At 69.4% G+C, this 22,436-nt stretch carries 20 protein-coding genes and 3 pseudogenes; 9 read left to right on the top strand and 14 right to left on the bottom strand.

The genetic code is table 11. From position 1 onward, the window contains the following. Nucleotides 1–62: 62 nt before the first annotated feature. A complete protein-coding gene (mshB, locus tag A5673_RS22925) occupies nucleotides 63–968 on the bottom strand; it encodes an N-acetyl-1-D-myo-inositol-2-amino-2-deoxy-alpha-D-glucopyranoside deacetylase (protein ID WP_068237933.1) in 906 nt (301 codons plus the stop codon). A gap of 60 nt (nucleotides 969–1,028) precedes the next feature. Between mshB and A5673_RS22920 the strand changes: the two genes are divergently transcribed. Then, the gene (locus tag A5673_RS22920; protein WP_068237930.1) at nucleotides 1,029–1,637 is read left to right on the top strand and encodes a TetR/AcrR family transcriptional regulator; all 609 of its coding nucleotides are present in this window, start codon (nucleotides 1,029–1,031) and stop codon (nucleotides 1,635–1,637) included. Here A5673_RS22920 and A5673_RS30505 read toward each other — a convergent pair. The 8 genes from A5673_RS30505 to A5673_RS22880 all read right to left on the bottom strand — a co-directional run bounded on the left by A5673_RS30505 (nucleotide 1,634) and on the right by A5673_RS22880 (nucleotide 15,431). Next, the gene (locus A5673_RS30505; RefSeq protein ID WP_197518457.1) at nucleotides 1,634–3,931 is read right to left on the bottom strand and encodes a PE family protein; all 2,298 of its coding nucleotides are present in this window, start codon (nucleotides 3,929–3,931) and stop codon (nucleotides 1,634–1,636) included. The genes A5673_RS22920 and A5673_RS30505 overlap by 4 nt on opposite strands. Before the next feature lie 245 nt (nucleotides 3,932–4,176). Continuing rightward, nucleotides 4,177–6,075, bottom strand: a complete 1,899-nt coding sequence (locus A5673_RS22910; RefSeq protein WP_197518456.1) for an ABC transporter family substrate-binding protein — start codon at nucleotides 6,073–6,075, stop codon at nucleotides 4,177–4,179. Between the two features lie 45 nt (nucleotides 6,076–6,120). Beyond that, entirely contained in the window at nucleotides 6,121–8,010 is a 1,890-nt protein-coding gene (typA, locus tag A5673_RS22905; RefSeq protein ID WP_068237921.1) for a translational GTPase TypA, read from the bottom strand. An 82-nt stretch (nucleotides 8,011–8,092) separates the two neighbouring features. Next, nucleotides 8,093–8,824, bottom strand: a complete 732-nt coding sequence (narI, locus tag A5673_RS22900) for a respiratory nitrate reductase subunit gamma (RefSeq protein ID WP_068237919.1) — start codon at nucleotides 8,822–8,824, stop codon at nucleotides 8,093–8,095. Beyond that, the gene (gene narJ, locus A5673_RS22895) at nucleotides 8,817–9,491 is read right to left on the bottom strand and encodes a nitrate reductase molybdenum cofactor assembly chaperone (protein WP_068237916.1); all 675 of its coding nucleotides are present in this window, start codon (nucleotides 9,489–9,491) and stop codon (nucleotides 8,817–8,819) included. The genes narI and narJ overlap by 8 nt, the downstream gene beginning before the upstream one ends. Continuing rightward, entirely contained in the window at nucleotides 9,488–11,074 is a 1,587-nt protein-coding gene (gene narH / locus A5673_RS22890; RefSeq protein WP_068237913.1) for a nitrate reductase subunit beta, read from the bottom strand. Before narH ends, narJ begins: the two co-directional genes overlap by 4 nt. 35 nt (nucleotides 11,075–11,109) lie before the next feature. Next, complete coding sequence (locus A5673_RS22885) at nucleotides 11,110–14,796, bottom strand: nitrate reductase subunit alpha (protein ID WP_068237910.1); 3,687 nt, start codon at nucleotides 14,794–14,796, stop codon at nucleotides 11,110–11,112. A gap of 230 nt (nucleotides 14,797–15,026) precedes the next feature. Continuing rightward, entirely contained in the window at nucleotides 15,027–15,431 is a 405-nt protein-coding gene (locus A5673_RS22880; protein ID WP_068237908.1) for a (deoxy)nucleoside triphosphate pyrophosphohydrolase, read from the bottom strand. Between the two features lie 26 nt (nucleotides 15,432–15,457). On the opposite strand from A5673_RS22880, the gene A5673_RS22875 reads away from it, so the two are divergent. Continuing rightward, complete coding sequence (locus A5673_RS22875; protein ID WP_068237905.1) at nucleotides 15,458–15,742, top strand: 4a-hydroxytetrahydrobiopterin dehydratase; 285 nt, start codon at nucleotides 15,458–15,460, stop codon at nucleotides 15,740–15,742. On the opposite strand, the gene A5673_RS22870 is transcribed toward A5673_RS22875, so the two are convergent. Then, nucleotides 15,739–17,091 (bottom strand): mannosyltransferase, encoded by a 1,353-nt coding sequence (locus A5673_RS22870; protein ID WP_082958903.1) that lies wholly within the window; start codon nucleotides 17,089–17,091, stop codon nucleotides 15,739–15,741. The two genes, A5673_RS22875 and A5673_RS22870, sit on opposite strands and share 4 nt — an antisense overlap. Nucleotides 17,092–17,179: 88 nt before the next feature. Between A5673_RS22870 and A5673_RS22865 the strand changes: the two genes are divergently transcribed. The 4 genes and pseudogenes from A5673_RS22865 (at nucleotide 17,180) to A5673_RS29685 (ending at nucleotide 18,810) form a co-directional block, all read left to right on the top strand. Continuing rightward, on the top strand, nucleotides 17,180–17,842 hold the full coding sequence (locus tag A5673_RS22865) for a hypothetical protein (protein ID WP_068237901.1): 663 nt from the start codon (nucleotides 17,180–17,182) through the stop codon (nucleotides 17,840–17,842). A 45-nt stretch (nucleotides 17,843–17,887) separates the two neighbouring features. Then, nucleotides 17,888–18,433 (top strand): annotated as a pseudogene (locus tag A5673_RS22860) (hypothetical protein); the annotation flags it as partial. After that, nucleotides 18,422–18,592 (top strand): annotated as a pseudogene (locus A5673_RS29690) (PPOX class F420-dependent enzyme); the annotation flags it as partial. The pseudogenes A5673_RS22860 and A5673_RS29690, both read left to right, overlap by 12 nt. Nucleotides 18,593–18,633: 41 nt before the next feature. After that, nucleotides 18,634–18,810, top strand: a complete 177-nt coding sequence (locus A5673_RS29685; RefSeq protein ID WP_197518455.1) for a DUF5302 domain-containing protein — start codon at nucleotides 18,634–18,636, stop codon at nucleotides 18,808–18,810. A gap of 146 nt (nucleotides 18,811–18,956) precedes the next feature. Here A5673_RS29685 and A5673_RS22855 read toward each other — a convergent pair whose 3' ends face one another. After that, nucleotides 18,957–19,517 carry a hypothetical protein gene (locus A5673_RS22855; protein ID WP_068237898.1) on the bottom strand — a complete coding sequence of 187 codons (561 nt, stop codon included), beginning with the start codon at nucleotides 19,515–19,517 and terminating at the stop codon, nucleotides 18,957–18,959. 18 nt (nucleotides 19,518–19,535) lie between these two features. Further along, a complete protein-coding gene (locus A5673_RS22850) occupies nucleotides 19,536–20,069 on the bottom strand; it encodes a nuclear transport factor 2 family protein (protein WP_068237894.1) in 534 nt (177 codons plus the stop codon). A gap of 31 nt (nucleotides 20,070–20,100) precedes the next feature. On the opposite strand from A5673_RS22850, the gene A5673_RS22845 reads away from it, so the two are divergent. Both A5673_RS22845 and A5673_RS22840 read left to right on the top strand, forming a co-directional pair. Further along, complete coding sequence (locus A5673_RS22845) at nucleotides 20,101–20,682, top strand: HhH-GPD-type base excision DNA repair protein (protein ID WP_068237891.1); 582 nt, start codon at nucleotides 20,101–20,103, stop codon at nucleotides 20,680–20,682. Next, on the top strand, nucleotides 20,679–20,825 hold the full coding sequence (locus A5673_RS22840) for a hypothetical protein (RefSeq protein ID WP_064952447.1): 147 nt from the start codon (nucleotides 20,679–20,681) through the stop codon (nucleotides 20,823–20,825). The genes A5673_RS22845 and A5673_RS22840 overlap by 4 nt, the downstream gene beginning before the upstream one ends. Here A5673_RS22840 and A5673_RS22835 read toward each other — a convergent pair whose 3' ends face one another. Next, complete coding sequence (locus A5673_RS22835) at nucleotides 20,826–21,257, bottom strand: MarR family winged helix-turn-helix transcriptional regulator (RefSeq protein ID WP_068237887.1); 432 nt, start codon at nucleotides 21,255–21,257, stop codon at nucleotides 20,826–20,828. Between the two features lie 51 nt (nucleotides 21,258–21,308). On the opposite strand from A5673_RS22835, the gene A5673_RS22830 reads away from it, so the two are divergent. Next, nucleotides 21,309–21,923, top strand: a complete 615-nt coding sequence (locus A5673_RS22830; RefSeq protein ID WP_068237959.1) for a TIGR03086 family metal-binding protein — start codon at nucleotides 21,309–21,311, stop codon at nucleotides 21,921–21,923. 14 nt (nucleotides 21,924–21,937) lie between these two features. Here the strand turns inward: A5673_RS22830 and A5673_RS22825 are convergent. Continuing rightward, nucleotides 21,938–22,436: pseudogene (locus A5673_RS22825) on the bottom strand (hypothetical protein); the annotation flags it as partial.

Here is a 22,436-nt window from a genome sequence, read left to right as displayed (position 1 = left end):
TGCTGGTTAGGGTCCAGGTCGGGGTCCATGCGAATTCCTTCCGTGGCTGCCTGTTTCGCAGCCTACCGCGCTGCGGCGTCCGTGAAACCCAGCCCCGCGAGCAGATCCGTTTCCCAGCCGCGCCCGTCCCGCTCCCCCGCGGCGCCAGCCACCAGCACATAGTGCTCCTCGGCGAGGATGGGCAGCGCCATGTTGTTCGACAAGGCGCAGGCCCTGCCGGTCGGGCCGACGACGACCTGCGTGGCGTGTGCGGCGAGGGCTGCCGTCTTCGCGGCGAGCGCGTCCGGGGCCGCCTCGACGACGGCGTCGATGTCGGAGTCGGCGTATCCGAAGTCGAACTCCTCGTGGGGCGGAATCGCCCAGTCGGGCAGTAGGTCGTTGCCTTCCAGCGCGCGCCAACCGGCATGGAATGCGCTCTGTGCCAACACCGTCCAGTAGAACTTCGGCACCGCCCACGGCTCGCCGGGGTAGTCGTCGCTGGAGCCGGCGGCCGCGACGGCGGCCGTCGTCACGGTGTGGGCGTGGATGTGGTCGGGGTGGCCGTAGCCCCCGTTGGGGTCGTAGGTCACGACGACGTGCGGGCGTTGCGCGCGGATGATCGCGACCAGCGCGCCGACGGCGTCGCGCTCGTCGGCGTCGATGAACCTCTCGCGCCGCCGTTTCGGGGTGCCCTGCATGCCCGAGTCGCGCCACCGTCCCGCACCGCCGAGATAGCGGGGGGCGCTGACGCCGAGCGCCCGCAATGCGTTGGTGAGCTCGCCGATTCGGTAGCCACCGAGTTGGTCCGCGTGCTCGACCGCGAGCCCGGCCCACGGATCGCCGATGACCTCGCCCTCCTCGCCGAGGGTGCACGTGACGACGTCCACCTGCGCCCCGCGCGAGGTGTAGTGCGCGATCGTCGCACCGTTGCTGAGGCTCTCGTCGTCGGGGTGCGCGTGGACGAACAGCAGCCGGGGAGTCTCGGGCATGGACGCACCCTACCCCGGAGCCGAGCAGCGGATAGGAACGCGGGCGGCTACTATCGAGAAATGCCCCAGCTAACCCAGGACCGGAGTAGCACGCGGAGCCGCCGACGCGGCGAAGTGCTCGAACGTGCGCTGTACGAGGCCACGTTGGCGGAGTTGGCCGAAGTGGGATACGGGGGGCTGACGATGGAAGGGATCGCGGCGCGCGCCCACACCGGCAAGGCCGCCCTGTATCGGCGCTGGTGCAGCAAGCACGATCTGGTGCACGCCGCCCTGGTCTACGCGCTGCCGCCGATGCCCGAGCTGCGCTCCGGCCGGTCGGCCAGGGAGAAGTTGCTGGCGATGTTCATCTCGCACCGCGACATGCTGGCCGGCAAGACCACATTTCCCGGACTGGACGTCATCCACCAATTGCTGCACGAACCGGAGATGCGCACCATCTTCGCCGACGCTGTGGTGGCGCCGCGCCTCAAGATCCTCGAATCGATCCTGCAAGCCGCCGTCGACGACGGCGACCTCGACCCGGCCACCATCACGCCGCTGACCGCGCGCGTCGGACCGGCGCTGATCAACCAACACTTCCTGCTCACCGGCGAACCGCCGACCCGGCGGGATCTGGCGATCATCGTCGACACCGTGATCCCGCCGCGGCCGCCGGCCGCGGATGTCTAACCCAGGAACAAGCCGGCGAAATCGGCGCCCGCGGCCAGGCTCTGGTCGAAGATGCCCTCGATGCCGCCGATGTTGCCGCCGTTGAAGACCTGCGCCGCGGTACCGGTCAACAGCGTGCCGATGGCCGGTGTCTGGACACCGCCCACGAAGCTGTTCACCGTCTGCTCGCCGGTGCCCAGGATCAGGTTGCCGACGTTGAAGAGCCGGTTCAGCCCACCGTTGAAGGCGACCGGAGTTCCGAATGTGCTTGTCTCCCAAGCGATTTCGCTGTTCACCAGGTTGGTGTTGAAGCCGACCTCCGCGGGAATCAGGTTGGACAGGAAGTTGAGCTGGCCCGAAGCCAGGCCCTGCAACCCCGCGGTGGGCGCCGCCACCAGCGCCACCCCGAGGTTGGGCAGCCCGGCCAACAGCGATCCGCCCAGCGCCGCGTTCAGCGACGCCTGCAGGCCGGCCGCGTTGATCCCCGCGGTCAACGCGGCCTGCAGCGAGCCGTTGCCGGTCAGCGAGGTGGCCACCGCGCCGATGACGTTGAGGTCCCACAGGAACTTGGTGTCCACGGCGCCCAGGAGTCCGCCGAGCGCACCGCCGGCGATCAGGTTGGCCGGGGCGCCCATCGCGAGGCTGGCCAGGATGGCGCCGCCGGTCGGAAGTTGAGCACCCAACAGGCTGTCGAAGGTCACCTCGCCGGTGCCCAACACCGTGTTCCAGAAGTTGAAGAAGCTGTCGATCGAGCCGCCCACGGCGCCGACCCCGCCGAACAGGGCCGTCTCCAGCGCCGTCTCCTGGGCGACCAGGGCCGCGTTGAAGCCCAGCTCGTTGGTGATCAGCGCGCCGTTGAAGCCGAGCTCCATCGCCTGCAACTGGGTGAGGAATGCGGGCACGCTCGGCGCCGTCAGCAGCACCTGCCAGGGCGCCACCAGGTTGGCGAACAGGGTGGGCAGCCCGGCAAGCCCGATGCTGAGGCCCCCGTTCAACGCGGCGTTGAGTTGGGCGCTGAGCCCGGACAGGCCGGCGGTGATGCTGGCGCCCAGGCTGGGACTGAAGCCGAAGACGCCGCCCAGCGCCGCGAGCGCGGCGTTCAGGTTGGCGGGCAGGGCGAAGCCGCCCATCAGCGCGGGCAGGCCGAGGCCGAGGTTGCCGATCAGCGAGCCACCGGTCTGCAGGGCACCGGACAGGGCGGCGCCGAGGCCGGACAGGCTGCCCCCGAAGCCGCCCGACAGCGCGGCGTTGATCGCGCCGCTCAGCCCGGGCAGCCCGGCGCCCAGGCTGCCCGCGAGGTTGGACAGCCCGGCGCTCAGGTTGCCCGCGAGCGCCCCACCGGTCTGCGCCAGCCCCGAAAGGCCGCTGCCGATGTCGGCGGCCAGCGTGGCGCCGAGGGGTCCCAGCCCCGAAAGGCCGGCACCGAGGCCGCCGGACAGCGCGGCGTTCAGCGAGGCGTTCAGCCCGGAAAGGCTGCCGCTGAGGCTGGCCGCGAGGCCGGGGAACGCCAGGCTCAGGCCGCCGATCAAGCCGGGCAGGCCGGCGCCGAGGCTCGCCGCGAGCGCGTTCCCGGCCCCGACCAACCCCGACAGCCCGTTGCTGAAGTTGGTGGCTAACGTCGCACCGATCGGCCCCAGCCCCGCAAGACTGCCGCCCAGGCCGCCCGACAGCGCGGCATTAATGGAGGCGTTCAGCCCGGACAGCCCGCCGCCCAGGCTGGCCTGCAGCCCCGGCAGCGCGCCGTTGAAGCCACCCGCCAGGCCGGAAAGGCTGGTGCCGACGTTGGTGGCCAGCGCCCCGCCCGTCTGCGCCAACGCCGTCAGGCCGCCGTTGACGTTGGTCGCGATCGCCGCGCCCAGGGGCGCCAGCCCCCCGAGGTTGGCCCCGAGGCTGCCACCGAGGCTGCCCGACACCGCGGCGTTGAGCGAGACGCCGATCGCGTTGAGGTCGGCGCTCAGGCTGGCGCCCAGGCCGGCGAGCCCGGCGCTCAGGTCTATGCCGGCCGCGGGCAGCGCGCTGGCGAGCGTCTGCACAACGTTTACCTCGGCAGCCGCATAGCTGCCTGCGCCGGTCGTCAAACCTTGCACGAACTGCTGGTGGAATACCGCCGCCTGCGCGCTGAGTTGCTGGTAGCCGGCGGCATGTGAGGAAAAGAGCGCGGCAATTTCGGCCGAAACTTCGTCCGCGGCCGCGGGCAGCAATTCTATGGTCGCCGCGGCGGCCGCGCTGTTGGCGGAGCCGATGGCGGAGCCAAGGTTCGCCAAATTGCTTGCGGCATCGGCCATTAGCTCCGGCACTGCGATCAGAAACGACACTGAAGACCTCCCCGGTTCAGCACACCATGGTCGCTATGGTCGCTCTACCCCCGACGCCCGCTCGGGCGGGTAATGCGATGGCGGCAGCGTATCGAAATAGGGAGCTGAAAACGGCCGTTTGCGCCAACTCCGTTTGCGGATACCCGGTCCGATTAATTCGTCATGAATTCGTTACTTTTGCTCCACGCCATGCGCGGCACGGCCATTATGGAAAATGGATGTTTTCGATTTTTCGAAATGCTCGGTCACGGGCCGGTTTTGACCCATTGGCCGGCGTCGCCGACGATGCCGACCGGCACCGCGCCCGTCAGGCTGACGTTCTGCACGCTGGGCCCGGCCGCGACGATCGTGGTGTCCTGCAGGATCGGCAGCACCGTCGACATGTTCCACAGCCGCGGTTCGACCGCCGTGATCACGTCGTTGATGCTCTTGGTGCCGTTGAGGGCGGCGTCGATGTTCGACTGGATGCTGCGATCGCAGATGCCGGTGAGGTTCGACGGCGCTTGGACCAGCGCGCCGGGCTCCGGGGGGCGCGAGGGCGACGGGGGTGGGGTCGGCGTCACCGGAGACGTCGCGGCAGTGGTGCCGGGGCTCCCGGGTGACGGGCTTGCGGCGGGTGTGGTGGTCGGCGTGCTCGACGGCGACAGCGTCGTCGTCTGCAGCGCCGGACAGCCGTAGCGCGAGGCCAGCAGCGTCGCCAGGTTTCCCCCGGCCTGATGCCAGCCGACGATCGCGTCCACCTGATTGTTGGTCAGCGCGTCGCGATACAGCGTCACCGGGTCCAGCGCCAGCACGGTCGCGTCGATGCCGACATTGCGCAACTGGTCGGCGGCCGTGTTGGCCACCGCGACCGAGGTCGGGTCATTCGCGGCCACCCCGATGGCCAGCGACAGCGGCTGGCCGTCCTTGCTGATCCGACCGCGGATGACCTCCGGCGGCCCGGTGCTCGCCGGGGTGGGGGACGGTGACGGCGACGGGTTGGTCTCGATCTGATAGCCCGACGCCGACAGCAGCGCCAGCGCCGCCGGCGTGGTCATCGCGGGCGGCGCCGTCGGCTCGTAGCCGGGGTCGCTCGGCGAGCGGATCTGGGCCTGGTCCAGCGTGACGGTGTTGTCGCTGCCCGCCCCCACGGCCGCCAGCAGGTCGACGTCGAGCAGGCCCAGGATCGCCTTGCGGACCTGGGCGTCGGACAGCTTCGCCTCGCTGGCGCGCAGCGTGAGCTGCATGACCCGCGGCGTCACGATCCGGGCGGTCCGCACGTCCGGGATGGCCGAGAGCTGGGCGAAGGCCGCCGATCCGCCGTGCACCTGGGCCACCTGCGTGTCGCCGTTGCGCACGGAATCGGCCAGCGCGGCCGGCGCGCCGGCGCGGCGGAAGAGGATCAGGGCGGGTTTGGCGGGCGGGCCCCAGTAGCGGTCGTTGCGGGCGAGCAAGATCTCGTCGCGCTGCGGGTCGATGGTCTCCACCCGGAACTGCCCGCCGGTGACGGGCAGGGCACGGGCCAGCCCGGCCAGGAAACCGCCCGGCACGTCCTTGACGATGTGCGCCGGCAAGATGTCGCTGAACAGCTCCTTCCAGGCCGGATACGGTTGCGCGAAGGTGACCACGGCCTGCTTGCCGCCCTCGAGAGACTGCACGCTTGTGATGAGGTCGTATCCGGCCGGGTCGACCACGCCGGGCTCGCTGACCATCTGCCGCCACAGGTACCAGAAGTCGTCGGCGGCGATCGGGGCGTTGTCGGTCCACTGCGCCTCGGGCCGGATCTTGTAGGTCACCGTGAACGGGTTCTGGTTGGTCACTTCGGCCGAGACCAACAGGGTCGGGTCCATCTCCCAGCGCGAGCCCGTCGGGGTGTTGGGGTCGGGCACCGGCCGAAACGCGCTGGGCAGCACCAGCGCGCTGATCGCCGCGTTCACCGGCGACAGGTCGGACAGCAGATGGGGGTTGAACCCGGCGCCGATCGAGTCGATGCCCATGATGATCTGGGTCGGCCGCTGCGGCGGCGGCGCCGAGTTGTGCGGCGTGTCGGTGCTCTGCGGCGCCGGCGGCGGGTTGACCGTGCACGCCGCCAGCACCACCCCCGACAGCGAGACCACCGCGCCGACCGTCAGGAAGAGGCGGCGCGCTGGTCTTGGCACGCCCATCAGCGTATCGAGCAGGCGCCCAGCCGCCCGCCGGACCACGCGCCGCTAACCCCGGGCCTTGGCCCGCGCGCGGCTGCGGGCCCGGGAGGTGGCGTCCAGCTCGACCTTGCGCACCCGCACGACCTCGGGGGTCACCTCGACGCATTCGTCTTGCGCGCAGAACTCCATGGCCTGTTCCAGGTCGAGGTCGAGCGGCTTGGCCAGCGTCTCGATGACGTCCGCGGTCGACGACCGCATGTTGGTCAGCTTCTTCTCGCGGGTCACGTTGACGTCGAGATCCTCTGCGCGCGGGTTGATTCCGACGACCATGCCCTCGTAGGTCTCCTGCCCGGGCTCGACGAAGAACTGGCCCCGGTCGGCGAGCTGGATGAGCGCGAACGGCGTGATGGTGCCCGACCGGTCGGACACCAGCGAGCCGGTGTGGCGGGCCCGGATCTCCCCCGCCCACGGGCGGTAGCCGTCGAACACGGCGTTGGCGATGCCGGTGCCGCGCGTGATCGTGAGGAAGTCGGTGCGGAAGCCGATCAGGCCGCGGCTGGGCACGATGAAGTCCATCCGGACCCAGCCGGCCGCGTGGTTGGTCATCTCCTCCATGCGGCCCTTGCGGCCGGCCATCAACTGGGTGATCGCGCCGACGAATTCCTCGGGGCAGTCGATGGTCATCGCCTCGAACGGTTCGTGCAGCTGGCCGTCGATGGTCTTGGTGACCACCTGCGGCTTGCCCACCGTCAACTCGAAGCCCTCCCGGCGCATCTGCTCGACCAGCACGGCCAGGGCGAGCTCGCCGCGGCCCTGCACCTCCCACGCGTCGGGCCGGCCGATGTCGACGACCCGGACCGACACGTTGCCGACCAGCTCGCTGTCCAGCCGGCTGCGGACCATCCGCGCGGTCAGCTTGTGCCCGGACACCTTGCCGGCCAGTGGCGAGGTGTTGGTGCCGATGGTCACCGAGATCGCCGGCTCGTCGACCGTGATCCGCGGCAGCGCGTGGGCATGGTCGGGATCGGCCAGCGTGTCCCCGATCATGATCTCGGGAATCCCGGCGATAGCCACAATATCTCCGGCCGCCGCGACCTCCGTCGGGCTGCGCTCGACGCCCTCGGTCGCGAGCAACTCGGTGATCTTGGCGCTGGTGATGACCGGCAGCCCGTCGACCTCGCGCATCCAGGCGACCTGCTGGCCCTTGCGCAGCTTGCCGTTGTAGATGCGGATGAGCGCGAGGCGCCCGAGGAACGCCGACGCGTCCAGGTTGGTCACCAGCGCCTGCAGCGGCGCCTCCGGGTCCCCCGACGGCGCCGGGATGTGCTCCATCAACACGTCGAACAACGGGTCGAGGTTGTCGCCTGCGGGCACCTCGCCGTCGGCCGGCGCTTCGGTGCTCGCGATGCCCGCGCGGCCCGACGCGTACAGCGTCGGCAGTCCCAGCGCATGCTCGGCGGCGGCGGCGGCCTCGTCGTCCAGATCGGATGCGACGTCGAGCAACAGGTCGTGGCTGGCCTCCACCACCTCGGCGATGCGCGCGTCGGGCCGGTCGGTCTTGTTGACGACGAGGATCACCGGCAGGTGCGCGCCCAGCGCCTTGCGCAGCACGAACCGCGTCTGTGGCAGCGGTCCCTCGGAGGCGTCGACCAGCAGCAGCACCCCGTCCACCATGGACAGCCCGCGCTCCACCTCGCCGCCGAAGTCGGCGTGCCCCGGGGTGTCGATGACATTGATCACGGTGACCGTGCCGTCGTCGTTGTGCCGGTGCACGGCGGTGTTCTTGGCCAGGATGGTGATGCCCTTCTCCTTCTCCAGGTCACCGCTGTCCATGATGCGTTCCTGCGTGTCGTCGCCGCGGTGGTGCAGCGCCCCGGACTGCCGCAGCATCGCGTCGACCAGGGTGGTTTTTCCGTGGTCGACGTGGGCGACGATGGCGACGTTGCGGAATGGCACGTCGGTGATTCTGGCAGCGGGGCTCTCAGATGGCGAACCGGGCTGTCGCGTGGTGCGCCGCAGTGTCGAGGCTCACATCGCCCTACCAACCGCGCCGGCGCGGTGCCGTGCCCACCAATTGCCCGTCGGGGGCCGCGGCGCGGCTGCGGTAGACGATGTAGGGCCGGAACAGATAGCCGATTGGCGCGCTCAGCACGTGCACCAGCCGGGTGAACGGCACCAGCATGAACAGCACCATCCCGATCAGGGCGTGCAACTGGTAGTCCAACGGCGCGTTCACCATGACTTCCCCGTGCGGCTGCAGCAACCAGATCCGCCGGAACCACAGGCCGACGGTGTAGCGGTAGTGGAACTCGCCGCCGTGGGGTCCGGTGCCGATCAGGTCGCAGTAGAGGCCCACCACGATCGCCAGGATCAGCACCACGTACATCACCTTGTCGCTGCGCGTGGTGGCCATGGATACCGCCGGGCGGGTGAACCGGCGATAGATCAGCAGCCCGATGCCGACCAGGGTCGCGGTGCCCGCGATCGACCCCGCGATGACCGCCTGCATGTGGTAGGTGTAGTCGCTGACGCGCAGCCAGTGCGTCACCCTCGGCGGAATCATCAAGCCCATCACATGCCCGGCCAACACCGCGAGAATGCCGAAATGGAAGATCGGGCTGCCGATGCGCAGCAGGCGCGACTCATAGATCTGCGAGGAGCGCGAGGTCCAGCCGAACTTGTCGTAGTGGTAGCGCCACCAGGAGCCGAGCACCAGCACCGCGAGCGTGACGTACGGGGTGACGTCCCAGAACACCACGTTGCTAAACATCGGACGTTCCTCCCTGACGCCGCGGCGGTACGGTCAGGGTGAACGGTTGCAGCCCAACGGCTTCCGCCGGCGGCCCGGCTTTTGCGAGCCGCTCCGCGCGGCGCAGCTCCTGGTCGGTGGCAACCGGCAGGGTCGCGCAGACCGCCGCGACGGCGTGCTCGTAGGGCGACCGGGCATCCGCCAGGCCGCCCCGCAACACGTCGATGGAGACCCGGTACTCGGTCAGCAGCCGGCGCCCCGCCTCGGGATCGACGGTGGCGGCGAACTCCAGCACGACGGGCAGGTGGTCCGGCGCCTCGTCGCGGGGCGGCTCCACGCCCGCTTCCCGGTAGGCGGTGGCGAACGCCAGCATTTCCCGGCCGCGGTTGCGGGTGTCCCCGGCGGTCCAGTACGTCAGGTACATGGTGGCGCGACGCCGCATGTCGAACGTCGCGACGTAATCCATCGCGGCCGCCATCGGCTCGCGGGCGCGCAACGCCGTGGCCGTCCGCCCGAGCAGCGCCGCCTCGGGGCCGTCGATGTGGCTCGCCAGTTCCTCGACGCTTTCCAGTCGCACGGACAGGTCGTCATCCGGATATGCCAGCAGCAGCGAGGCCCCCTGCCACACCAGCCGGTCCTGCAGTGTGCGCGTGCGGTGGCGTTCGTGGCGCGCGGCCAGCAGCCTCATCGCTTGTGCTCCTCGGGGAACATTCCGGCCGGCACCTGATTGCCGTCCCAGTTGAGCAAGTTGACCCTGGAACGCTGCGTGGCGTGGAAGGTCTCCACGGAGACGGGCGCCGGTTCGCCCGACTCGTACATGCCCGGCCCGCCCTCGCCGGACAACGAGCAACCCAGCTGCTCGAGATCCCGGGCCTGTGGGCTGAAGGCGGTCGGAATGACGTACCGTTCTTCGTATTTCGCGATGGCGAGCAGCCGGTACATCTCGTACATCTGTTCTTCGGTCATCCCCACCGACTGCGGTATGTGCGGCTGGGTGTCCCGGCCCAGGTTGATGTCGCGCATGTAGGAGCGCATCGCCGCCAAGCGCCGCAACACGCCTTCGACCACGCCGGTGTCGCCGGCGCTGAACAACTCGGCCAGGTATCGCATGGGGATGCGCAGCGCCTCCAGCGCGCCGAACAGGTTGCCCAACTCCTCCCCGTCGTGGCCGTCGCGGCTGACGGCATCGACGACCGGCGACAACGGTGGGATGTACCAAACCATCGGCATGGTCCGGTATTCCGGGTGCAACGGCAGCGCCACCTTGTATGTGTTGATCAATGCATGCACGGGGGAACGCTGCGCAGCCTCGATCCACTCGGCAGAAATGCCCTCGGCCCGCGCGCCGGCGATGACCTCGGGATCGTTGGGGTCCAACAGGATTTGCCGCTGCGCCTCGTAGAGGTCCTTGTCGTCTTCCACCGACGCCGCCTCGAGCACCCGGTCGGCGTCGTAGAGCACCAGCCCGAGGTACCGCAGTCGGCCCACGCAGGTCTCCGAGCAGATCGTCGGCAGGCCGACCTCCATGCGCGGGTAGCACAGCGTGCACTTCTCGGCCTTGCCTGTCTTGTGGTTGAAATACACCTTCTTGTAAGGGCATCCGGACACGCACATCCGCCAGCCGCGGCAGCGGTCCTGGTCGACCAGGACGATTCCGTCCTCGGTGCGCTTGTACAGCGCACCCGACGGGCATGACGCCACGCAGGAGGGGTTGAGGCAGTGTTCGCAGATCCGCGGCAGGTAGAACATGAAGGTCTCTTCGAGCCGAAGCTTGACCTCCTCGCCGACCTTCTTCAGGATCGGGTCCTCGGGAAGGATCTCCGGTGACCCGGAAAGGTTGTCATCCCAGTTCGGCCCCCAGGAGACCTTCATCGGTTTCCCGCTGAGCAGGCTTTTCGGCGCGGCCGTGGGGAAGGTGTCACCCGCCGGTGCGGTGGTGAGGTTCTCGTAGTCGTAGGTCCACGGCTCGTAGTACTCCGCGATGGTGGGCAGCTTGGGGTTGGCGAAGATGCGCAGCAGCTTATGGATGCGGCCGCCGTCGCGCAGCCGCAGCCGGCCCTTCCTGTCGCGGATCCAGCCGCCGCGCCACCGCTCCTGGTCCTCGTAGGTACGCGGATAGCCTTGTCCCGGACGGGTTTCGACGTTGTTGAACCACACGTACTCGGTGCCGCTGCGGTTGGTCCAGGCCTGCTTGCAGGTGACCGAACAGGTGTGGCAGCCGATGCACTTGTCGAGGTTCATCACCATCGCCAGTTGCGCCATGACCTTCATTGTCTCGCTCCGCAAGCGTCGCTCGGATCCTTCATCTAGTAGGTCACCTCCTGGCTGCGGCGCCGCACCACCGTGACCTCGTCGCGCTGGTTGCCGGTCGGGCCCATGTAGTTGAACGCGAACGCGTGCTGCCCATAGCCACCGGCCAGGTGGCTGGGCTTGATGCGCACGCGGGTCAGCGAATTGTGGGTGCCGCCGCGCTTGTTGTTGGTCTCGGTGCGCGGCGTGTCCACCGTGCGTTCCTGGACGTGGTAGACGAACACCACACCGTCGGGCATGCGGTGCGAGACGATCGCCCGGCACACGTAGATGCCGTTGGCGTTCACCGCCTCCACCCAATCATTGTCGCGCACTTTGATTTTCGCCGCATCGCCCGGGCTGATCCACATCGTCGGACCGCCGCGCGACAACGACAGCATGTACAGGTTGTCCTGGTAGGTGGAATGGAACGACCATTTCGAGTGCGGCGTCAGATAGCGCACGGTCAGCCCGATTCCGTCGTCGGTCGGGCCGAGCGCGGGTTGGCCGAACAGGCGCGTCATGTCCAGTGGCGGACGAAAGACCGGCAGATGCTCGCCGAGTTCCTCCACCCAGTCGTGGGCCAGGTAGAAATGCATCCGGCCGGTCAGCGTGTGGAACGGCTTGAGGTTCTCGATGTTGATGGTGAAGGGCGCGTAGCGGCGACCGCCGGTCTCGCTGCCCGACCACTCCGGACTCGTGATGACCGGCACGGGACGCGCCTGGGTGTCGGCGTAGGTGACGCGGCGGTCCTCGCTGCCCTCGGCCAGGTGGGCCAGGCGCTGGCCCGTGCGCTTCTCCAGCTCCCGGAAGCCCTCGACGGCGAGCCGGCCGTTGGTGGTCCCGGACAACAACATCAGCACGTCGGCCATCCGGTCCGCGGTGGTAATGGCCGGACGTCCCTGCGCCACACCGGAATTCATCACACCGAACTTCTTGGACAGCTCCTCGACCTCGCGGAACGGGTGCACGGTGACCCCCTTGGTGGTCACTCCGAACCGGTCGACGAGCGGACCGAGCGTCAGCCACTTGTCGTAGATGGCGGCGTAGTCGCGCTCCACCACGGTGAGCTTGGCCATGGTGCGTCCCGGCACGGGCGTCGCTCCCGTGTGCAACCAGTCGTCCTCGCTGCCATCCGGATAGGCCATTGCATCGGGTGTGTCGTGCTGCAAAGCCGTGAGCACCACATCGCTGCGGGTGCCCAGGTGACGCTTGGCCATCGCGCTGAAGGCACGCGCGATGGCGCCGAAAGCGTCGAAATCCGAACGGGTTTCCCAAGGCGGATCCGTTGCCGCACTGAACGCGTGCACATACGGATGCATATCCGTGCTGGAGATGTCGGCCTTCTCGTACCAGGTCGCCGCCGGCAGCACGACATCGGACACCAGGGTCGTGGAGGTCTGCCGGAAGTCGATCGACATCATCAGGTCGAGCTTGCCCTCCGGAATGTCGCCCTCGCACACGACGTCGCTGGGCCGCACGCCGTCCTCCGGGGGCACCGCCTGCGCATTGGAATCGGTGCCCAGCAGATGGCTCAGGAAGTATTCCCCGCCCTTCCCCGACGAACCGATCAGGTTGGCCCGCCACACCGTGAGCACGCGCGGCCAGTTGACCGGGTTGTCGGGATCGGTGACGGCCAACTTGAGCTTGCGCTCGCCGAGTTGCTCGGCGACGTATTCGGCGACGTCGCGGCCGGCGGCGCGCGCCTCGTCGGCGACCTCCAAGCTGGACCGGTCGAACTGCGGGTAGAACGGGCTCCAGCCCATCGCGGTCGCGGACGCCAACAGGTCCATCGTGTGCTTGCCGGCAAACTTGCCGCGGCCGATGGGGCTGGCCAGCTTGTCGGCCGCGTAGCCGTCGTAGCGCCATTGGTCGGTGTGCGCGTACCAGTACGAGGCTCCGGGAACCTGCCGCGGCGGGCGCACCCAGTCGGTGGCCATCGCCATCGTCTGAAAACCGGTGAGCGGGCGCACCTTTTCCTGGCCGACGTAGTGGGCCCAGCCCCCGCCGTTGCGTCCCATCGACCCGGTCAGCATCAGCAGCGCCAGCACCGCGCGGTAGATGGCGTCGCCGTGGAACCACTGGTTGATCCCGCTGCCCATGATGATCATCGAGCGGCCGCCGGATTCCTCGGCGCTGCGGGCGAATTCGCGAGCGACGCGGATCGCCTGGGCGGCCGACACGCCCGTGATGGGCTCCTGCCAGGCCGGGGTGTTCTGGTGCGTCGGGTCGTCGTAGCCGGTGGGCCAGTCGCCAGGCAGCCCGGGCCGCGCCACCCCGTACTGGGCGAGCATCAAGTCGAAGACGGTGCACACCAGGTGTTTGCCGACGCGGCGCGCCGGTACTCCGCGCGTCAGCGTGCGGCCCTCGCCGTTCACCGTGTCGAAGCTGGGCAGGTGGACGAGCGCGGTGCCCGCCTCGCGCTCGTCGTGCACGCTGAGCGCCGGTGTCAGATCGCCGAGGTCGAGGTTCCACTTTCCGACGCCGTCCTCGCCGTAGCGGAATCCCAGCGAGCCGTGCGGCACCACAACGGAATTCGTCGCCTCGTCGAGCACCGCCGGCTTGAGCGCGGCGTTCTCGACCGCCTGCCCGATGTCGGCCGCCGTGAGGTTCTTTCCCGGCACCAACATGTCGCCCCGCTGCTCCAGCTTGATCAGGAAGGGCAGGTCGGTGTAACGGCGCGCGAAGTCGGTGAAGAACGGAACCTGTTTTTGCACAAAGCATTCCGAGAGGATCACGTGGCCCATCGCCATGGCCAGCGCCCCGTCCGTGCCGGCGGCGCACGGCATCCACTCGTCGGCGAACTTCGTGTTGTCGGCGTAGTCGGGGCTGACCGTCACCACCTTGGTGCCGCGGTACCGGGCCTCGGCCATCCAGTGCGCGTCCGGGGTCCGGGTGATCGGAACGTTGGAGCCCCACATCATCAAATACGCTGCGTCCCACCAATCCCCGGACTCCGGCACGTCGGTCTGGTCACCGAACACCTGCGGGGAGGCCACCGGGAGATCGGCATACCAGTCGTAGAACGACGTCATCGCGCCGCCGATCAGCTCGTAGAACCGTGAGCCGGCGGCATACGACACCATCGACATCGCCGGGATCGGGGAGAACCCGGCCACCCGGTCGGGGCCGTAGGTCTTGATGGTGTGCACGTGGGCCGCCGCGATCAGTTCGGTGGCCTCGGCCCAGCTGATTCGTACCAGCCCGCCCTTGCCGCGAGCCCGTTGGTAGCGACGGCGGCGCTCCGGGTCGGCCTGGATGTCGGCCCACGCGAGCACGGGGTCGCCGAGTCGCGCCTTGGCTTCGCGGAACATCTCGATCAGCACGCCGCGGGCGTACGGATAGCGAACCCGGGTCGGCGAGTAGCTGTACCAGGAGAACGACGCACCGCGCGGGCAGCCGCGCGGCTCATATTCGGGTCGGTCCGGGCCCACCGACGGGTAGTCGGTCTGCTGCGTTTCCCAGGTGATGATCCCGTCCTTGACGTAGATCTTCCACGAGCACGAGCCGGTGCAGTTCACCCCGTGCGTGGACCGGACCACCTTGTCGTGGCTCCACCGGTCTCGGTAGAAGACGTCAGCCTCCCGGCCGCCCCGGCGGGTGACGGTGCGCAGATCGGCCGAGAATTGGCCCGGGGTGAAAAATCGCCCACTGCGTTCCAGTAGCTCCTCGAGCGGCCCACCGATGTGAGGTGTGACGGTCAAGAGAGAATGCCTCCTACGTGTTGACGTCGCACTGGGATTCGCGGCCGGTTACCAAAAAGGCCAAGCCATCAGTCCGGCGTGGCGGCCGTGGCCACGCCGTCGGAACATCCATCGGCATCGCTTCAGGCCTACACATCGACGTTACGGACTATTGGGGCTATTACCTTCCGATTTCACGCGTGTCAGCTGCGACAGCGCTGAAGGTTTCCTGCATGCAGCCTGTGGACTTGTTATGAGGCTGCGCACAGCGCGCCGGCGAGGTCGCCCAGCCAGCCGCGATCGGCGGGCACCCAGTCGACATCGTTCAGTTCGGCCGCGGTGAGCCAGCGCAGCGCCCGGTGTTCGCGGGGGTGCGGTTGTCCGCCGAGCAGGCGCACCCGGTAGGCCCGCAGGGTCGTCGTGTCATTCAGCGCGATGTCCGCACCGAGCCGGTCGCCTACCGCGACGTCGGCGATGGCCAGGCCCAGCTCCTCGGCCAGTTCCCGGGCCAGCGCGTCGGGCTCGGTTTCGCCGAGCGCGACCTTGCCGCCGGGCAGTTCCCAGCGGCCGGCCAGCTCCGGCGGCCGAACGCGCTGCGCCACCAACACCGCGGGGCCGCAGATGACGGCGGCGGCGACGACGATCTGGGTTGGCACAGCCAGTGACGGTATACCGTCGGGATATGGCTGTGTTAACGGATGAGCAAGTAGACGCCGCACTGCCCGGACTGGGCGGATGGGAGCGTTCCGGTGGCGCCCTGCGACGGTCGGTCAAGTTTCCGACGTTCCTCGACGGCATCGACGCCGTGCGCCGGGTGGCCGAGCACGCCGAGAGCAAGAACCATCACCCTGACATCGATATCCGTTGGCGGACAGTGACTTTCGCCCTGGTCACGCATTCCGAGGGTGGCATCACCCAAAACGACGTCGACATGGCGCGCGACATCGACGGGATCGTCGGGGGCTAATCCGGCACGGCGCCCTTCTCGTCGGCCGCCACGCTGGGGTGACGTTCGCGCGCGCGCGTCACGCCGTCGTGAGGCTCGGGGCGGTTGCCGGTGGCCGCGACCCAGATCAGCGTCGCCACCGCCGCCACGATGTAGGCCAACCCCGCCCAGGCCAGGTACCACGGCCGGCTTATCTGCCAGATGGTCGGTTGGGCGAAGCTCAGCAGCCACGGCACCCCGATGATCGTGAGCACCAGCCAGCCCCACCCCACCACGCGGGCGCCCGGCCGCTCGCGCGGCGACCCGTGAATCGCCCAGACCATCAGCGGCACCAGCCACACCCAGTGGTGAGACCACGAGATCGGCGAGAGCAGCAGCCCGAACAACTCGACCACCAGCAGCTTGCCCAGCCGATCGGACCCGTCGAGCGCCCGCCACGCCAGTAAGGCCAGCACGGCGGTGACGGCGATGGCGCCCACGACCAGCGGACCGAAGCCGGCGTCATGGCCGAGGATCCGGGAGATGCCGCCACGCCAGGATTGATTGAACGACGTGGCGATAGGCCCCACCCGGTGCGCGTCGCCCAGCAACTTGGTGAAGTAGTAGCCGGTCTGGCCCCCCGCGACCAGGGCCGAGAGGCCGATGGTCGCGGCGAACACGACCGCCGAGAACGCCGCCGCGCCCCAGCGCCGGACGCCGACCAGGTAGACGCCGGCGATCGCCGGCGTCAGCTTGATCCCGGCCGCCACGCCGACCAGCAGCCCCGACAGCCACCACCGGGAGCTGTAGGCCGCCCACAGCACTACCAGCATGAGCAACACGTTGATCTGCCCATAGTCGAAGGTGCTGCGCAGCGGCTCGATCCAGAGGGTGACCGCCGTCCACAACATCGCCACGCGCCGGCCGGCGTCGGCGGGGACGCCCATGATGCGCTGGCTGGCCCGGATCGCGCCGTACAACGCGGCCATCGTCGCGACCTGCCACAGGAAGGCGACCGGGCCGAAGGGCAACAGGTGCAGCGGGTAGAACACGACGGCCGCGAACGGCGGATACGTGAACGGCAGCGGGAAGTCGGGCGTCTGGTCGGCGTACACGTAGCCGTAGAGGGTGCCGGGATGGTCGAGCGCGGCCGCCCCGCCGAGGTAGACGTGCAGGTCGACGAAGTTCGCGCCGTGGGGCGCCAGGTAGGTCCAGGCGAGCCGCGCGACGACGCTCACGGCCAGCAGCGCCGGCGCGGCCGCCTGCAGCGGACCCGCCAGCCGCCGGTTGAGGGGAACCGCCGGGGCGGCGGTCGAGGTGGTGTCTATTCGCCCGACTTTAGCGATCGCGGCACCCGCCCGGTCACCGCCGTCACTCGTATCGGTAACGATCGAATAAATGCCACACGTGTCACTTGAGTCACACCAGTATCAAAGTAACTTCGGCCGCGGACCCCGTCGTCGATCACCAGGGAGAGTCATGCCAACCATCTGGACCTATGTGCGAGCGACCGCCGTCGTAGTCGGTTCGTCCGCCGCGCTACTGACGGGCGGTATCGCCCACGCCGACCCCGTGCCGGCCCCGCCCGTGCCGAACATTCCGCAGCAGCTGATCAGTTCGGCGGCCAACGCGCCACAAATCCTGCAGAACCTTGCGACCGCGCTCGGCGCCACGCCCCCGGCGGCGCCGGCCTCTCCCGGCATCACCTTCCCGGGGCTGCCCTCGGCGACCTCGCCCGTGTCGCCGTCGGCTCCGTCGGCAACGTCGGCGATCCCGGGGCTCGGCTCGATCCCGGGCTTGACGCAGCAGGTGCCGGCGGCGCCTGCCGCCCCGGCCGCTCCGTCCATTCCGGGCCTGCCGGCCATCCCCGGGCTCTCGGCGCCGGCGGCGCCCGCGACGCCCCCGTCCCCTCAGCTCCCCCAGGCGAAGGTCGACATGCCGGCGCTGCCGTCCGGCCTGCCGGTCAACGTGCCCGCGCAGCTGACGCTTCCGCAGGACCTGACGGCGCTCGCGACCGGACAGGCTCCGGCGGCACCGGCCGCACCGGCCGCCCCGGCCGCGCCGGCCGCACCCGCCGCACCGGCGGCGACGCTGCCGTCGCTCACCAACCCGATGACGCCGCTGCTGTCGGCCATTCCCTGAGCAACCCCTTAGACGGCAAACCCACAACCTAGACCGGAGGGCATCGTGGTAAGCACTCGGAATCTGTCCAAGGGGTTGGCCGCTGTCGTCACGGCGTCGGCTGCCGCGCTCGGGTTCTGCCCGGGCGCGGCCGCCGACCCGGCGGCGCCGCTGCCGACACCGCAGGCGAACTCCAACCAGCAACTACCGGGCCTGCCGGCGCTCTCGGAGCTGAGCCCGATCATCCAGCAGGCGGCCAGCAATCCCGGGCAGGCGACACAGCTGCTGATGGCCGCCGCCCAAGCCTTCGCCCACAGCCCGGCCGCGCCCAGCGAGTCCAAAAACGTTGCGACGTCGGTGAATAACTTCGTGCAAGTGCCCGGCTCGCCGGTTCCCGGCGCACCGGCACCCGCGCCCGGTGCCGCCACCCCGCCCGACACCGCGCCGGTGCAACACGTACCGCCGCTGGGCATCGAGCCCGGGCTGCAGTCGCACCTGCCGCCGGGCATCGATCCGGCGCACGCCGCCGGTCCCGGCCCCGCCGCGGCGCCGGCGCCCTCACCCGCACCCGCTGCCGCGCCCGCTCCCGGGCCCGTTGCCGCACCCGCCCCCGACGATGACACCGTCGAGGCGTTGATTGCCTTGTATCGCAACATCGCCGGTGAGCACCCGGACTGGGACGACTACCGGCAGGCGATGGTCACCGACCGGCGGGTGGTGATGACGCTGCGGATCTCGCACGTCTACGGAATGCCGCCCGGCAAGCGGTAAAACCACAAGCCAGGCCGGGCCATGCAGGATAGGCTGCCGGTATGGCCGAATCGAACGCCCAGCAAGGGGACGATACGAAGCGCAAGTTCCGCGAGGCCCTCGATCGCAAGAAGGCCAAGTCGGCGGGCGCGTCCGACCACAAAGACGCCGGCGACAAGCACTCGCGGGCGCACGGTCCGGTGGAGAACCGCCGCGAATTCCGCCGCAAGAGCGGGTGATTCGGGCTAGCCGGCGCGAGGCCGTCCGGGTGGCGGTCAGTGCTGGTGATGGTGAATGTTGCCGGTGGCGATCGCCCAGATGAACCACGCGAAAAACACCGTCGTGGCAACGAATATCAACGCGGCGAAGGCGATCCCGACCACCTTCATGAACTTTGCTTCGCTGTCCAGCGCGCCCGAGGCATACTCGTCGACCGCGAGGGTGCCCAAGCCGAATGTCTCGACGAGGCTGCGCCATTCGGCGTCCGTGACCACGTAGCTGGGCCACCGACCCGTTCGTGGCGATACGCGGCGTCGAGATCGAGGGGCCGCGCCTTGCGCCGCCAGGCGTACCGGAATTGGTGACCGGTCCACGTCGTGACGCGCATCGGCAAAATACCGACTACCACGTCCAGCCCGCCGGGGGCGTCGAGGAGCAGCAGCGGCTGCGTGTAGCGCCGGCTGGTCGACTCGGAGGACTGGTCCATGGGCGCGTAGGTGCCCGGTGTCGCGGTGACCTCGTGAATCAGGGCGGACGTGATCACCGCGTTGCTGCCCGGGTCGACGATCGAGACCGTGCCCTCGCCCACGTCGATGGCCAGCGGCGGTTGCTGGGCGAATATCTTGGCCGCGTCGTCTTCGAGCGCGCGCTGCCGGTAGCTGAATTCCTCCGGCGTGGCGAACAGCAGGTAGCGGGTGGTTGCCGCCGGTCCGTCTTCGGTGCTCACGCCGAAAGAATCGCACTCTCAGGCTTGGGGCGGCGCAAAGAGCCTGATCGATGGGTCGGCCTGACCCGGTTGGCCGCGCAGGCTTCCCCGGGTGCTGGTGTGCCCGAAGTCCACTCGGGACGGGTCGTTGCGGTATGCCCAGTCCGCCGCGATGGTGCGTCGGCTGAACTTCCAGCGGCCGTCGTGTTTGGTGTAGGTGTCCAGGTACCGGCCGCCGATGATGACGTCCGAGTCGTGTTCGGGGCCGGCGAAGGTGTGAAAAACCAGGCAGTAGATTTCACCGCGGGCCTCCTCGCCGTCGATCACGAAGTTCGTCGTGGTGATGTTGTGTTGGGAGACACGCACATACGGTTCGGCGGCCCGCAGTTGCGCGATGAACTCTTCCACGCCCCCCGCCGAGAACGAGCCGTGCGCGTCGGTCGCGTCGGGGTGGTACAGATCGCGGAGCGCCGCGTAATCCGCGCGGTCGACGGCCCGGCAATAGGCGGTGACGAGCCGATGCAGCTCGTCGCGCGCCAGCATCAGCTCCAATCTGGCCTCATCCACCACCACGCCACGATAGCCCGGGCGCTAAAGTCGGCGTATGTCGAAGCTCTGCCTGGCGCAGGAGCCCGAGGCCGACGCGCTGCTGGAAGACGACCCGTTCGCGTTGCTGGTCGGGATGCTCCTGGACCAACAGGTGCCGTTCGAGACGGCGTTCGCCGGCCCGAAGAAGATCGCGGACCGGATGGGCGGCCTGGACGCCGGTCGGATCGCCGACTATGACCCGGAGAAGTTCGCCGCGCTGTGCGCGGAAAGGCCTGCGGTGCATCGCTTCCCGGGGTCGATGGCCAAGCGGATCCAGGCCCTGGCGCAGATCATCGTGGACCGCTATGACGGCGACGCGGCCGGGTTGTGGACGGCCGGTGCGCCCGACGGGCACGAACTGCTGCGGCGGCTCAAGGGGCTGCCCGGTTTCGGCGAGCAGAAGGCGAAGATCTTCCTGGCGCTACTCGGCAAGCAGTACGGCGTGACGCCGGCGGGATGGCGGGAGGCGGCCGGGGACTTCGGCAAGGCCGGAACGCACCTGTCCGTCGCCGACATCGTCGACGCGCAGTCCCTCGGGAAGGTGCGGTCGTACAAGAAGCAGATGAAAGCAGCAGCGAAGGGAAAGGCGGCAACGTGAAGACACACATAACGTGTCCCTGCGGCGAAGCCATCGTCGGCAAGGACGAGGACGAACTGGTCGAGCTGACCCAGGCCCACCTCGCCAGCGCCCACCCGGGCCTCGAGTACGACCGCGACGCCATCTTGTTCATGGCCTACTAGTCAGCCGCCTGGCGCGTCCGACAGCTGACGCAGGACGCGCAGGAACACCCGCCGGTCCTCGGCCGACAGCCCCCCGAGCCAGCGCTCCTCGCCGCGCTGAATGTCTTGCTGCGCGGCATCTTTCGCCGCCCGGCCGGCGTCGGTGAGCGCGAGCAGCCGCACCCGGCGGTCGTCGGGGTCGGGACGGCGCTCGATATAACCCCGGTTCTGCAAATCGTCGAGCGTGGGGATGATGCGGGTCTTGTCGGCGCCGATCGCCTCCGCGAGCGCGGCCTGACTGCGCACCGGCGAACGATCGAGCGCACTCAGCACGACGTAGCCCCACATCGACAACCCATGCGCTTCCAGCACGGGGATCTCGGCGGCGACCATCTCCCGAACCAGTGGCCCCATCATCGCGGCGAGATCGGGCCGCCGTGGGGTCGCTGCCATGGTGGCAGCGTAGCCGTTGACAGATAATATGCATCTGCATATCGTATGCTGATGCATATTATTCCCGACGTCCGTTCCCCCCACCGGGCCGCCGTGCAGGCGTCCGTCGACGTCGTCGCGGCGGTCACCCGCGGCGATCTGCGCCGGCCCACGCCCTGCGCGGGCTGGAACCTGCTCGATCTGCTCTGCCACATGACCGTGCAGCATCAGGGGTTCGCCGCGGCCGCGCGCGGCGGCGGGGACAGCCCCATCGTCTGGGCGCCGGAGCGCGTGGCCGCCGCCGTCGCGGCCGATCCCGCCGGCACCTACGCCGCGGCCGCCGCCGACGTGCTCGACGCGTTCGCCGTCGACGGGGTGCTCGACGCGGCGTTTGCGTTGCCCGATTTCGGCCCCGGGGCGTCCTTCCCCGGTGCGGTCGCGATCGGCTTCCATTTCGTCGACTACGTGGTGCACGGCTGGGACGTCGCGCGCAGCATCGGCGTCCAATTCGCGCTCCCGGGCGACGTTTTGGCCGCCGCGCTACCGCTGGTGCTCGTTATTCCGGATGGCGACTACCGCACCATGGACGGCGCGCCGTTCGGGCCGGCCGTGGTCGCGCCCGCCGGCGCGACCGACCTCGACCGCATCCTCGGCCACCTCGGCCGCACGCCCGGCTGGAGACCCTGAATCGGGTCGGCCGCCTAGGGCACCACCGTCGAGCCGATGGTGGGCATGAACTGGCACTGCTTTTCCTTGGTGGTGACCTGCCCGAAGATCGTCGACATGATGCTGCCCGAGCCGGTGTCGACGATCGCCGTCAGCGTCGTCGGACCGTCCCCGTTGATGTCGGTGCGCGGCTTGAGCGTGACCGTTCCGGACTTGCCGGTGGTCAGGTTCACCCAGGTGACGTTCAGCGGCAGCTTCTGCACCTCGGCGGGCCCGGGTGTGCCGACCGCGGTGAACACATAGGCGGTCTGGCCGGGCCCGGGTCCCGGGGTCGGGATCTTGGCCGGCCCCGCCACCGAAAGGGCGGTCGCGATCGAACTACTGCCGTCCGCAAGGCAATTGGTGCCGATCGAGGGATACATGAAGTCCTGCGTGGGCGGGGCGTCCGGGCCCAAACCGGGCGACGCGGCGGGCGCGGCGCCCGGCGCGGGGGCCGGCGCCGGTGCGGGAGCCGGCGCGGCGACCGGTGCGGGC

Origin of the sequence: Mycobacterium sp. E3198, assembly GCF_001667015.1 — a bacterium.
Taxonomy (GTDB): Bacteria; Actinomycetota; Actinomycetes; order Mycobacteriales; family Mycobacteriaceae; genus Mycobacterium.
Note: the sequence above shows the minus strand (reverse complement) of the source record. Positions and strands in the feature narration are given on the sequence as shown.